Consider the following 12,541-nt stretch of genomic DNA (forward strand, 5'->3'; position numbering starts at 1 on the left):
TATGGACTTTCTGGACTTTACTGGACTTTGAAAGGGGAAATTCGTGACTTTTACTTCATTGTCACAAGAAAAAAACAATAAGTCTTATTAGCATATCGAAATTAGCTATTAGCAAAAACAAATTAGCTAATAGCTAATCGAAATATGCTAATAGCTAATTTGTTTCTTCCTTACAGACGGACGACTTATCAAGAAACAGATTCACGACTCATCGAAAAACAGATTCACGGCTCATCGAGAAACTTCACGATCAGCCTCACCTGTCTGCTGCTATAAGCATGATCGTTTTTTCCTTCTCCACCGCTATACATAGCGTCATAAAGTTCTTTATTATTTCTGATCCATCCCCGTAGTTTCTGCATGGCATAAATCAATGGCAAATGTGGATTGTATTTGTGAGCCAGCTCCGACTTCAAATACGGACGGATGACAAACGGTTCTTCTTCCGCTTCTTCTTTTTCTGTTTTCATATCGTTGTTATTAAGTTCTTTCGTACTTCAAATATACTAAAACATATTTGCGCACACAAGCAAACAAGTAAAATAAAATCAATCAGAAATAAAGTAAATACATTCTGAACGAAAGTACGACGAAGTACGATAAAGTACGTATTCTCATGGCTTAGAAACAGGCTATCTTTGACACATCGAAAGAAAGAAACAGAGCTCATTCTCTCTCCCGACACTGATCGAGTGACAGCAATCAGTAATTATTAATTTATATTTTTCTAAATCTTTAATTTATCATTATGGCAATACCATTTAAAAGAATGGGTCGTAAAGACCCGCGAAAAATTGACGGGGTGCTGAAGTACCACCCCCAACTGGTGACGATGGGCCAAAGTGTAGACCTTGACGGCATCGCCTACATCATGAAAGACAAGAGTTCCCTCTCCCTGGGCGACATCCAAAGCGTACTGACCAACTATGTGGAGGCAATGCGAGCGGCGCTCTTCGACGGAAAATCGGTCAATATCAGAGACTTCGGTGTATTCAGCCTATCCGCCCATACGCTGGGAGCAACCACGAAAGAAGAGTGTACGGTGAAGAATATCAAATCTATACAGATCAACTTCCGCCCTTCCAGCAGCGTCCGCCCCAACCTGACGTCTACCCGTGCCGGTGACAAGATCGAGTTTCTCGACCTCGAAGCCCCGAAAAAGAAGAAAGGCGACGAATCAGGAGAGGACAACAACCCCGGTGGCGGTGGAAACGAAGGCGGCGGAGGCGACGAGGAAGCTCCGGACCCGACAGTGTAAGAAGTGGAGAGTTGAGAGTTGGTAATCAATGTACGAGAGGTTGATAGTTAGAATTAGTGGCTTTATGAGGAAGATTCATTTAATTGTGATTCACTGTTCTGCAACGCGGGCAGACAAGGAGTTGACGGCTTTTGATCTGGATACGATGCACCGCCGGCGGGGATTTAACGGGACAGGTTATCATTACTATATCCGCAAGGATGGAACAACGCATCTTACCCGTCCGGTGGAACGGATCGGGGCACATGCGAAAGGTTTTAATGCGGAGAGTATCGGAATTTGCTACGAAGGCGGCCTGGACTGCCGGGGACGCCCGGCGGACACACGGACACCGGAACAGCGGGCAGCGCTCCGGCTGCTGGTGCATCAGTTGCAAGAGAGATTCCCCGGTTGCCGGGTGTGCGGTCATCGCGACTTGTCGCCGGATCGCAACGGTAATGGAGAGATTGAGCCGGAGGAGTGGATCAAGGCGTGCCCGTGCTTTGAGGTAAAGGAGGAAAGTTATCGGGAGTAATCGATCATTCGGTAATGATTCACTTAGTAATCAATCATATAAAGAGTCGGAAAGGAGGTGTGTAGAGTTATGGCAGTCAAGAGATCCCTTTGGGATACCATTTTGAAAGTAGTCATCGCGGTGGCTTCGGCAGTGCTGGGTATTGTAGGCGGTAATGCGATGAGTCTGTAAGATCAGAGAAATAACAATGTCATAAACGTGAGAGAGAGGATGCAGGTTCAGACTTCTGTCCTCTCTCTTTATTTATAAATCTAAGTACAGTATAAACGTTGATATTCTTCCTAGAAAGAAGGAGTTATCATCAGAAGTAGTAGCGCAGCCCACCCAGCAGGTTAAAGCGGGTGATTCCACAACGTTCGTCTTCTTTCAGCAGCATCCAGTCCTGTTTGGGCATACTTCCACCGATCCCGTTCAGAGTCAAGCCGAGTCCCCAATTAGATGAAAGCATGTACTCAAATCCTAATGTGGCATGAAGGCCGAATCCGGCAGCATTGTAGAAAGGATCATGATAAAGGAAAACGCCGACACCAACGCCTGATTTTAAGATCCATCTGTCAAATTTTGTACGGCTTACCCACTCCGGAGCTATATAGGAGAACATCATGTCGCCACCGGAGAATGACTTCTTGAAACCAGCATATTGAAGTCCGATTCCCATCCCACCGTTCCAGACATGTTCGTAAGCGAGCTTCCATTCAACTCCTCCTTTCGAATCTAACGCCCTACCGTTGATATCATAAATCTTGCTGATCACCCATCCATATCCGAAGCTCGCTTCAAACGTGTTGGCAGGCGCTTTTCTGCTTTCTGCATAGTCTTTAGCAATAACCAGGTCGAGATCTATTACGTCTTGTACAGGATTTGTTTTCAGTGTATCCACACTTTTATCCGACAACCGCAGCATCAGTCCGGAAATCTGATGACAGGAACTTCCCCAAAAAGAAGGTTTCTGGTGATTAGTGATGGCGAGTCCATTGCCACCAATCTTTCCTGTAGCCTCTTGTGCAAGATGTAATACCTGATCATAACGGCAATTCGTAGAAGTACCCCGATCCACTACTGATACACGCCCGATAGTCTCGGCTGTATTGGGCACTTTTTCTCCCAAACCGATGACATAGACCGAATCTGCCGGAATAATATCCGGATAGGTTCTTACAATGTTAGTGACCACTTTAGGTGAACAGGAAGTCAGTAATAGCATAGCAGTAGCTGCCAATAGTTTAGTCTTTTTCATGTTTTTCATTATTAGTTATATAAGAGAAGATGATGAGAGAGAATCAAAAGCAATATTCACTATCCTTTTGCTTTTGACTCACTCTCATTCTTTTTATTTAGTATACCTCTACTTTCTCGACGATTCGTTTCGCTTTATCACGCAACGCATCCAGATCGGAGTTCAGCGGTGCATAGCAAAGTACGACTCCCATGCGACGGTTGACGCGGGTAAACGGCTTGCCGAAGATGCGCAGATAAGTGTCTTCTTCTTTCGTCACTTCTTCCATGCCACGATATTGAGGACGTTCCTGACTCGCTATCGGAGAAAGGATAACGGCACTTGCACCGATCCGCTCCTGCTTGATGCCGGGGATGGGCAGACCGAGTACGGCACGCAGGTGAAGTTCGAACTCATTCAGATTCTGTGTTCCTGCCAATGTCACCATGCCCGTATCGTGCGGACGGGGAGAAAGCTCGGAGAAGTAGACTCCGTTTTCATGGCTCAGGAAGAATTCCACTCCCCAAAGTCCGGCACCAGTCAAGGCACGGGTTACTTTTTCCGCCATTTCTTCGGCTTCTTTCAAGTGTGCAGGGTCGATGTGTGCAGGCTGGAAACTCTCACGGTAATCACCGCCTTTCTGTACGTGTCCGATAGGAGGACAGAACAGCGTAGGTCCGTTTTTCTGTGTAACGGTGAGCAGGGTGATTTCACTGTCGAATTTGATAAATTCTTCGATGATCAGTTCGCGGATATCGCCACGGCTGCCACTGCATCCATATTCCCAGGCATGTTCAAGCTCGTCGGCACTCTTGACGAGAGACTGTCCTTTGCCGGAAGAAGACATCAACGGTTTGACGACACAAGGGAAACCGATTTTGGCGGCTGCTTCCTTCAGTTCGTCCAGTGTCTTGGCATAAAAATAGTTGGCTGTTTTCAAGCCGAGTTCTTTGGCGGCAAGGTCACGGATCGCCTTACGGTTCATCGTGAAGTTGACGGCACGGGCACTGGGCACTACCTGAATTCCTTCTTTTTCAAAGTCATAGAGACGCTCTGTGCGGATGGCTTCTATCTCCGGAACGATGATGTCCGGATGATGTTTTTCGACAACGCGTTCCAATGCTTCACCGTCCAGCATGTCGAAGACTTCAAATTCATCGGCAACTTGCATAGCAGGTGCTCCGGCATAAGAATCACAAGCAATGACGTGTTGCCCCTTGCGCTGTGCAGAGATCACAAACTCTTTTCCTAACTCTCCGGAACCGAGTAACAGTATTTTCTTCATTATTTTGAGTGTTTTATGTTAGTGATGCAAAATTAGTATATTTCTTTTTATTAATGACGTACCTTAGGATATTTATTGTGGAAACGGAAACCGAGTCCGAGCATCAGATAGTTGGGCGTCTGGAAGTTCTGCAAATTGTATCCGATGTGAAGAAAGGAACTGCGGGTAACGGCTATTTTCAATGCAAGAATCTGGTAAAAGCCTCTCATATCGCCACGGCTGAGCACGTTGGCTCCCATGCCGACACCAATGGTAAAATAAGGCATCACGTATTCCGCACGTCCCGAAAGTCCCAAGGCCAGCTGATGCTGAATGCCCGGTTTCAGGAACTCACGTTTAGAACTGCTGCTTCCATATTCTACAATTACATCTTCCCTATATACATTGGCACTGCCATCATAGACACCGTCCAGTGAAGCTCCCACGCGAAACTTATAACCCAGATTATACATCGGGGTAAAATTGAATCCGGCAACGGGATACGCATTGGGAGATGCGATCTGCTTCTCTCCTACCCACACTCCCTTCCGACGCCATGACCCGAACAGCACGACATCATAACTGATATGCCGGGGAAAACGGGTGATGACAGGCTGATAGAGTGATTTCGAGAGGTCTTCTTCCGTACGATTGAAATTGTAGACGAGTCCGATCTTGGCTCCGGCAGTATTGATTCCGGCATTCGGGAATTTAGTGTTACCATTGGAGAAGTGCGTGAAATCGCCTCCGACAATCAGATCGAAGTAACGGGAAAACGCCCAGTTTATGTAAACTCCGGCATTGATATAAGCATTCATCCGTGAACCGACCGCACCATTATAGGAATTATAATAATTGTCGTATGGCTTCCATCCGGCGGACAAACCGAAATTCCACTCATAATTGAGCGAGGCACGGGGAGAGAAACGGACAATTCGTGCTCCCTGAAACACATAAAATGAGAAAGGATCGCCCAACTGTTTTTTATCGCCAAAGGTGGTAAGGGATACGCCGATACCCTGATAAGCTCCACCGTAAATACGGTCGGCACAAGTATTGGGGCGAAACTTGAACGAGTATTTCAAGTGGGCGGCAAACGATATCTGAATCGGTTTCCAGCGTTCGTTCTCTCCTTGCAGGAAGGGGTTGGTAGGAAATACATATTGCGGACGGGCTTCCATTCCCAAACGATGGATAAAACCAGAAGACTCCTGCCCTGCCAAAGGAGTCTTCGGCAGGCAAAACATGATGGAACAAAGAGCGATGGTTTTCCATCTCAGGGTCTTGTTTCTCATAGTGCCGTCATTGTTAGTCTCCAGATCCTGACGGTTTCATAAATCAAGGGTCTCAATAAACTTGGCAACATGATAACCATCCATCAGTCCGTGATGACAAGTGACGGAAATGGGGAGCATCAGCTTCTCTCCTTCCCGAAAGTATTTTCCGGTGGATATTTTGGGGACGCTATCGCCCGAACGCATGTTCGAAGGGTGTTTCATATCTGTAAAGGCCAGCCATGGGACAGCCGAATAGTGAATGGCGTTGGGATGGAAAGTTCCTCCTTTGTTCAGTCCGGTGGTGGCTTGCAGCCGCTCCATTTCGGTTTTCGCCTTACGGATAAAAGTGAGCTCATCGGGATCGTACTCAAAGGCGGCAAAAGAAAAAGTATGATCGGCACGCCCTACTGTCGCTTCGGGAAGAAGACTGTCATAGCAGACTACCTTGTCGCCCTCGATGCGGTAACGGAATTCCTCGACTTTGCTTGCGGCAGTGATGATACGATGTAATAGTAAAAGAGAAAAGGAGACGCCTTTGTCTTTAGCCTCCTGATAAGAACGGGTACAGTCTACATGAACTGTCACTCCGAAAAAGGGATCATCGAATGCGCTGAAATGTTCAAAATGCTCTTTTCTGTTCCATGTTGCAATGTCAATGATCTTTTCTATCTGATTCATCCTAAATACTCTTTTTATTATAAGTAGTGACTAAAAAGTCGGTTGTATCTACACTAGGGCTGACTAAAAGTCGGCAGTATCTTAAATCTCCTCCTTCGGGAAGGAGGAGATTTAAGATAGTACTGACTTTTTAGTCAGCCTCTCAGATTTTGCTTTTACTTAATTAGTAATTATAATGATTGGGAGAGACATTTGTCTGTATCTGCCATTCGGACGACCGCGGAGGAGGAAGAATGACAGACTGGACCCAATCTTGTTTTAAATCCTACTGATGCTGTTCACGCAACAGATCGTTCACCGTTTTCACCGGATTGAAAGTGGTAAGAGGAACTTCTACGAATACTGTGTTCCAGTCGCTCATCGCACCATTCCATAAGCCGGGAAGTTCAAGCGCTTTCAGGTCTTTTCCGTTCTTTGATTTATAAGAAATGAAGCCGGTCGCCTTATCTACATATTTCACCAGGTCGAACTTGTGACCTTTATAATCGCGTACGGCACAAACCAAGTCTACCGGATTGAAGTGCGTACCCTTTTCGAACATTTCCTTTTTGGCAGGATCGTTCATGTCGATCTGAGAGCTTTCGAGGATTTGCAGTGAGATAGTTCCGTCACTGTTATAAGCAAGGAACGGACCGCCACCCGGCTCACCTACATTCTTCACCATACCGCATACACGCATCGGACGGTTCAATTTGTTCTTCAGGTAGATCACCAGTTCGGCATCTTCGAGGTTCTTCGTTTCGGGATTCTTGCAGAAAAGTTGTTTTTGCAGGAATTGGAGAATTTCCATGATTTGCTCGTGCGTATACTTTCCGCTGTCGAGCAGTTCGAGGTATTCGAATGCCTTTTTCTGCAAGGACACGAGTACGCCGGCAATCAGTTTTTTATAAGTAACGGTGTCGGCTTTCAGTTTATCGGGTACTACGTTGTCGATATTCTTAATGAAGATAATATCAGCGTCGAGATCGTTCAGGTTCTCGATCAGTGCACCGTGCCCACCCGGACGGAACAGGAGTTTACCATTGTCTCGGAACGGCTGGTTGTCCATATCGGCAGCGATGGTGTCGGTATTTGGTTTCTGTTCGGAGAAGGTGATGTAATAGTCTACTCCGTAACGTTTGCCGAATGCTTCGGCTTTCTCTTCCACCAGTTTCTTGAAGAGTTCTCGATGTTCGGTAGAGACAGTGAAGTGTACGTTTACTTTACCACTTTTTCCGGCTGCATACATAGCGCCTTCGGCAAGATGTTCTTCCAGTGGAGTACGTGAACCTTCGGGATATTTATGGAATTTGAGCAGACCTTTCGGAAGTGCTCCGTAGTTGAGTCCGGCAGTTTCGAGAAGGGCAGCTACTACGGCTTTGTAATTACCTTCTTCCATCAGCCCCGGAATATCTTTTCCGGCTGTACGCTGACAAGCTACATTCAAGTCGTCATAGAAAGCAAAATCCTTGATTCCGTCGAAGAATGCCTGCTCAAACTTTGTAGTAGGTTTGTCATACTCTGCGGACAGAAACTCGAACAGATTCTTGAACATACGACTGGCAGCGCCCGAAGCAGGAACAAACTTCACGATGATTTTATCCGTATTCTTATAAGCATCCCATGCAGTCAGATATGCGTTCTTTTCTTCTGCGTCAGGAGCCAATATGCCTTTTTCTATGGAAGCGGCAGCGTCCAGTTTCAAATAAGGAAAACCCGTCTGGAAGCAAGCCAGCTGTTCTGCTATCTGCGCCTCCGTGATGCCTTTCTTGGCAAGCAACTCTTTGTCCTGTGTCGTTATCATAATATCTATTTTTATTAATTGATGCCCAAAAATACAAAATGTTATTTACTTCTTGCCGAATAACCGGGAAAAAAAGTAATTTTACGTCGAATTAACAAGATTGAATATGGACGACTTTTTTACATCGGAGGAAAAGAAGGAGCTTTTTTCACTCTACAGGCATCTGTTGCAATCTGCCGGAGATACGATTTTCTGGAGGGATTGCCAAAAATTAAAGAAACATCTTATCAAAGCCGCCCAGTGTAACGGGCTGCAACGCAATAACTTCGGGATGAATCCCGTCATCAGAGATTTACAAACGGCAGTTATCGTAGCCGAAGAAATCGGCATGAAAGGTTCGTGTCTGGTCGGCATCATGCTTCACGAAATAGTGAAGGCACATATCCTGTCTATCGAAGAAGTGAATGCCGAATATGGCGAAGATGTAGGCAGTATCATCAAAGGACTGGTGAAAACAAACGAACTGTACTCCAAAAGTCCGGCGATAGAATCGGAGAATTTCCGCAATCTCCTGCTCTCTTTTGCCGAAGATATGCGCGTCATCCTGATTATGATCGCAGACCGTGTGAACATCATGCGCCAAATCAAGGATACAGGCAACGAGGAAGACCGGGTGAAAGTAGCGAACGAAGCTGCTTACCTATATGCTCCGCTGGCCCACAAACTGGGACTTTACAAGCTGAAATCGGAATTGGAAGACTTGTCGCTGAAATATACGCAGCGGGAAACCTACTACTTTATAAAGGAGAAGCTCAACGAGACGAAAGCATCCCGCGACAAGTATATCGCTTCTTTCATCGATCCTATCCAGAAGAAGGTAAAGGAAGCCGGACTGAAGTTCGACATCAAGGGACGTACCAAATCCATCCATTCCATCTGGAATAAGATTCAGAAGCAGAAGACTCCGTTTGAAGGTATCTATGACTTGTTCGCTATCCGTATCATTCTGGATTCCGAACCGGACCCGGCCAAAGAAAAGCAGGAATGCTGGCAGGTCTATTCTATCGTAACGGATATGTATCAGCCGAACCCGAAACGTCTGCGGGACTGGCTCTCGATTCCAAAGAGCAACGGTTATGAATCGTTGCACATTACCGTGATGGGCCCGGAAGGAAGATGGGTGGAAGTACAGATCCGTACCCGCCGGATGGACGAGATCGCTGAACGGGGACTCGCCGCACACTGGAGATACAAAGGTATCAAAGGGGAAACAGGACTGGACGAATGGCTGACTTCGGTACGTGAAGCGCTTGAAAATGCGGATAACGACTCACTGAAAGTGATGGATCAGTTCAAAATGGACCTCTACGAGGATGAGGTATTTGTATTCACGCCTAAAGGAGACTTATTCAAACTTGCCAAAGGAGCTACTGTGCTCGATTTCGCATTCCACATCCATAGCAAACTGGGATGCAAGTGTATCGGTGCGAAAGTAAACGGCAAAAATGTACAGCTCAAACAGAAACTGAACAGCGGTGATCAGGTAGAAATCATGACGTCGAATACCCAGACTCCCAAACAGGACTGGCTCAACATCGTGACGACTTCCAAAGCCCGCACCAAGATACGGCAGGCACTCAAAGAGATGGTAGCACGCCAGCACGATTTCGCCAAAGAGACACTGGAACGGAAGTTCAAGAACCGGAAGATGGAGTATGACGAAGCCACCATGATGCGCCTGATCAAGCGGCTGGGCTTTAAAAATGTGACAGAGTTTTATCAGAAGATTGCTGACGAGACATTGGATGTCAACGACATTCTGGACAAATACCTTGAACAGCAGAGACGGGACAATGACACGCACGATGAGATTGTGTATCGCAGTGCCGAAGGATATAATTTGCAGGCAACTCAGGAAGAACCTAGTTCAAAAGAGGATGTACTAGTCATTGATCAGAATCTGAAAGGACTGGAATTTAAACTGGCCAAATGCTGTAACCCGATCTATGGGGATGATGTATTCGGATTTGTAACCGTGAGCGGAGGTATCAAGATTCACCGGGCAGACTGTCCGAATGCCAATCAGATGCGCGAACGGTTCGGATACCGGATTGTTAAAGCGCGTTGGGCTGGCAAGTCAGTCGGTACGCAGTATCCGATTACGCTGCGCGTAGTAGGTCATGATGATATCGGCATTGTTACCAATATTACTTCCATCATTTCCAAAGAGAATGGAATCAGTCTGCGGTCCATCGGAATCAATTCCAACGACGGACTATTCTCCGGAACGCTTACGGTCATGGTGGGTGATACCGGACGACTGGAAGCGCTGATCAAAAAGCTGCGGACAGTGAAGGGAGTTAAACAGGTAAGCAGAAACTAAGCACTCTATGCTAACAGCAAATCTGTTGACAGGTCTTTAATAAAAAGACTGGCATTATCTCCGTCAGGATAACGCCAGTCTTTTTATTTATGATAGACAATCATGTCACGGAAATAGTGCGAAACGATTTATCTCACTTTCTTTCTCTTATAATATGGATATGTAACCAGTATAAAGAAAATCAAAGCAATCACAGCTACCACCTGTCCTGTATAGAGCATCTTATCCGCTTCCAAATCGAAGTAACACGCAACAGCTATTCCGGATGCGAATCCGACTTCGCTGGCCAACAGATGAGTGGTATTTGCCGTACCCCGCTGACAATGATGTGACAGTTTCACGAACATGACCAGAAATTCCGGCATCACCAACCCCAGTCCCAAACCCAAGAGTATGGAAGGTACGCCTACCGGAAAGCCGGAGGCCAGTAGAGTGATGGCTACAATCTCCAGTATGATGCCGACGAGCACCAGCCGCAAAGTTTTTTCTTTCAGAATAAACAGACGCGCCAGCAGCAGGGAGGCAAGATATCCGATGCCCGTACCGACAAAGAACGGTATAGGGATTCCACTGCTTCCCCATACGGAATCGTTAAGGAAACGGTGTACAAGCGGAATCAACAACCCCGGAACGAAGGTGATCAGAATCATATTGATGGCAGGCACCCATCCCCGCAACAGCAAAAAGCGATCGAATGAATAAAGCCTGGTCACAATCGGTGCACGGAAAGGCACATACACTCCGGATACCATCAAAACACCTGCTGCTCCGGTAATCACCGATACGGACAATAGATTTTTAAAGGAATAGCTCTGATAAAGCCAGACACCCAGAACAATGCCTATAATCATCCCCAGACGTGCCATCCAGGAGAAACTGACATTTCCGGCACTGCGAAGTGTAGCGTTCGTTATGTCAATGGCAAGTGTGATTCCTGCGGTGGTAGCGATTCCGAAAGCCAGTCCCTGTACGGTGCTCAACAAGATAAGTTCCGTGATGTTCGTCACAAAGGCGTATCCTGCCGTTGCTGCCACCATCGTGGCAAAAGAGAACATACATACGTACTTACGCTTATAAGCATCTACGAGATAAGCATGGAACGGACCGATAAGGAACATTCCTAAAGTGAAAAAAAGAAAGATCACTCCTGTCTGTGCCACCGGTACTCCGAGACGGTCTGCCATCTCAACGGAAAGTACCGGAAACAAGATATACAAGGAGATAAACAACAGCAAATTAGCTACGCATATCCGCATAAAATGAACTGTCCACAATTTAACTGCCATATACTGTTTTAATATTGTTCCTTCTCGTTAGGGAAGTCGCAATTCTTCACGTCGGATACGTAACGGCTGATAGCGTCAGTCATCACCGTATACAGGTCTGCATAACGACGTAAGAAGCGCGGACGGAATCCGTTGTTCATTCCAAGCATATCCTGAATGACCAATACTTGTCCGTCAACATGACCACCGGCACCAATACCTATAATAGGTATCGTCAGTTCGGAAGCCACACGTTCTGCAAGAGTAGCCGGTATCTTTTCGAGTACGATGGCAAAGCAGCCTGCCTCTTCGAGAAGATGAGCATCACGAATCAGCTTTTCAGCTTCGTTGTCATCTTTGGCACGTACCGTGTAAGTACCGTATTTATTAATAGACTGAGGCATCAGTCCCAAGTGTCCCATCACCGGAATACCCGCACTGATGATACGCTTCACCGTATCGATGATTTCTTCTCCGCCTTCCAGTTTCAAAGCATCGGCATGGCTTTCCTTCATAATGCGGATGGCAGAAGCAAGACCTTCCATTTCGTTACCTTGATAGGAACCGAAAGGCATGTCTACTACGACCATAGCGCGTTTTACGCCACGTACTACTGATTTAGCGTGATAAATCATCTGATCGAGAGTAATAGGCAATGTAGTCACATTACCCGCCATCACGTTCGAAGCGGAGTCGCCTACCAAAATTACGTCCATTCCCGCACCATCTACGATCTGTGCCATTGTGTAATCATAAGAAGTAAGCATAGATATTCTTTCGCCTCTTTGCTTCATTTCAACCAGGCGATGAGTAGTCACCTTTCTTGTGTCATCTGATATATAACCAGCCATGTTTCTTAAATTTTAAATTAAAACTAGAAATTAAATAAGGCGTCAACGCCATCAAAAATTGCGGCAAAGTTATAACATTTCTTTCATAAGTGAGAAAGAAAAAGAAAAAATC

12 protein-coding genes are annotated in these 12,541 nt (G+C 46.2%); 4 read left to right on the forward strand and 8 right to left on the reverse strand.

The window, feature by feature from the left end:
* Positions 1–224: 224 nt before the first annotated feature.
* Positions 225–470 carry a DUF4248 domain-containing protein gene (locus NBH01_RS04215; protein WP_008761384.1) on the reverse strand — a complete coding sequence of 82 codons (246 nt, stop codon included), beginning with the start codon at positions 468–470 and terminating at the stop codon, positions 225–227.
* 278 nt (positions 471–748) lie between these two features.
* Here NBH01_RS04215 and NBH01_RS04220 point away from each other — a divergent pair, with 278 nt between their 5' ends.
* The 3 genes from NBH01_RS04220 (at position 749) to NBH01_RS04230 (ending at position 1,943) form a co-directional block, all read left to right on the forward strand.
* Positions 749–1,258, forward strand: a complete 510-nt coding sequence (locus NBH01_RS04220; RefSeq protein WP_225658507.1) for an HU family DNA-binding protein — start codon at positions 749–751, stop codon at positions 1,256–1,258.
* Positions 1,259–1,322: 64 nt separating this feature from the next.
* Positions 1,323–1,772 carry an N-acetylmuramoyl-L-alanine amidase gene (locus NBH01_RS04225; protein WP_055298347.1) on the forward strand — a complete coding sequence of 150 codons (450 nt, stop codon included), beginning with the start codon at positions 1,323–1,325 and terminating at the stop codon, positions 1,770–1,772.
* 69 nt (positions 1,773–1,841) lie between these two features.
* On the forward strand, positions 1,842–1,943 hold the full coding sequence (locus tag NBH01_RS04230) for a smalltalk protein (protein ID WP_149192761.1): 102 nt from the start codon (positions 1,842–1,844) through the stop codon (positions 1,941–1,943).
* A 130-nt stretch (positions 1,944–2,073) separates the two neighbouring features.
* Here NBH01_RS04230 and NBH01_RS04235 read toward each other — a convergent pair whose 3' ends face one another.
* From NBH01_RS04235 to NBH01_RS04255, 5 genes are all read right to left on the reverse strand, one after another.
* Positions 2,074–3,009, reverse strand: coding sequence for a hypothetical protein (locus tag NBH01_RS04235; protein WP_008765583.1), 936 nt, complete (start codon positions 3,007–3,009; stop codon positions 2,074–2,076).
* Between the two features lie 97 nt (positions 3,010–3,106).
* The gene (purT, locus tag NBH01_RS04240) at positions 3,107–4,273 is read right to left on the reverse strand and encodes a formate-dependent phosphoribosylglycinamide formyltransferase (RefSeq protein ID WP_196044951.1); all 1,167 of its coding nucleotides are present in this window, start codon (positions 4,271–4,273) and stop codon (positions 3,107–3,109) included.
* Between the two features lie 50 nt (positions 4,274–4,323).
* Complete coding sequence (locus NBH01_RS04245) at positions 4,324–5,499, reverse strand: acyloxyacyl hydrolase (RefSeq protein ID WP_229036350.1); 1,176 nt, start codon at positions 5,497–5,499, stop codon at positions 4,324–4,326.
* A gap of 84 nt (positions 5,500–5,583) precedes the next feature.
* The gene (locus NBH01_RS04250; RefSeq protein ID WP_008765580.1) at positions 5,584–6,207 is read right to left on the reverse strand and encodes a chloramphenicol acetyltransferase; all 624 of its coding nucleotides are present in this window, start codon (positions 6,205–6,207) and stop codon (positions 5,584–5,586) included.
* 265 nt (positions 6,208–6,472) lie between these two features.
* Positions 6,473–7,990, reverse strand: coding sequence for a DUF4301 family protein (locus NBH01_RS04255; protein WP_225658505.1), 1,518 nt, complete (start codon positions 7,988–7,990; stop codon positions 6,473–6,475).
* A gap of 106 nt (positions 7,991–8,096) precedes the next feature.
* On the opposite strand from NBH01_RS04255, the gene NBH01_RS04260 reads away from it, so the two are divergent.
* Positions 8,097–10,313 carry a RelA/SpoT family protein gene (locus NBH01_RS04260; RefSeq protein ID WP_011107405.1) on the forward strand — a complete coding sequence of 739 codons (2,217 nt, stop codon included), beginning with the start codon at positions 8,097–8,099 and terminating at the stop codon, positions 10,311–10,313.
* Positions 10,314–10,441: 128 nt separating this feature from the next.
* Here NBH01_RS04260 and NBH01_RS04265 read toward each other — a convergent pair whose 3' ends face one another.
* Both NBH01_RS04265 and panB read right to left on the reverse strand, forming a co-directional pair.
* A complete protein-coding gene (locus tag NBH01_RS04265; protein WP_055298344.1) occupies positions 10,442–11,599 on the reverse strand; it encodes an MFS transporter in 1,158 nt (385 codons plus the stop codon).
* Positions 11,600–11,607: 8 nt separating this feature from the next.
* Positions 11,608–12,429, reverse strand: coding sequence for a 3-methyl-2-oxobutanoate hydroxymethyltransferase (gene panB, locus NBH01_RS04270; protein WP_008761374.1), 822 nt, complete (start codon positions 12,427–12,429; stop codon positions 11,608–11,610).
* Positions 12,430–12,541 lie beyond the last annotated feature (112 nt).

It is taken from the genome of Bacteroides sp. B1-V-101 (assembly GCF_023656585.1).
In the GTDB taxonomy this organism is placed as follows: Bacteria; Bacteroidota; Bacteroidia; order Bacteroidales; family Bacteroidaceae; genus Bacteroides; species Bacteroides thetaiotaomicron.

Coding starts and splice junctions, on each gene's coding strand:
- NBH01_RS04215 (WP_008761384.1), bottom strand. CDS start 470: ATGAAAACAGAAAAAGAAGAAGCGGAAGAAGAACCGTTTGTCATCCGT.
- NBH01_RS04220 (WP_225658507.1), top strand. CDS start 749: ATGGCAATACCATTTAAAAGAATGGGTCGTAAAGACCCGCGAAAAATT.
- NBH01_RS04225 (WP_055298347.1), top strand. CDS start 1,323: ATGAGGAAGATTCATTTAATTGTGATTCACTGTTCTGCAACGCGGGCA.
- NBH01_RS04230 (WP_149192761.1), top strand. CDS start 1,842: ATGGCAGTCAAGAGATCCCTTTGGGATACCATTTTGAAAGTAGTCATC.
- NBH01_RS04235 (WP_008765583.1), bottom strand. CDS start 3,009: ATGAAAAAGACTAAACTATTGGCAGCTACTGCTATGCTATTACTGACT.
- purT (WP_196044951.1), bottom strand. CDS start 4,273: ATGAAGAAAATACTGTTACTCGGTTCCGGAGAGTTAGGAAAAGAGTTT.
- NBH01_RS04245 (WP_229036350.1), bottom strand. CDS start 5,499: ATGTTTTGCCTGCCGAAGACTCCTTTGGCAGGGCAGGAGTCTTCTGGT.
- NBH01_RS04250 (WP_008765580.1), bottom strand. CDS start 6,207: ATGAATCAGATAGAAAAGATCATTGACATTGCAACATGGAACAGAAAA.
- NBH01_RS04255 (WP_225658505.1), bottom strand. CDS start 7,990: ATGATAACGACACAGGACAAAGAGTTGCTTGCCAAGAAAGGCATCACG.
- NBH01_RS04260 (WP_011107405.1), top strand. CDS start 8,097: ATGGACGACTTTTTTACATCGGAGGAAAAGAAGGAGCTTTTTTCACTC.
- NBH01_RS04265 (WP_055298344.1), bottom strand. CDS start 11,599: ATGGCAGTTAAATTGTGGACAGTTCATTTTATGCGGATATGCGTAGCT.
- panB (WP_008761374.1), bottom strand. CDS start 12,429: ATGGCTGGTTATATATCAGATGACACAAGAAAGGTGACTACTCATCGC.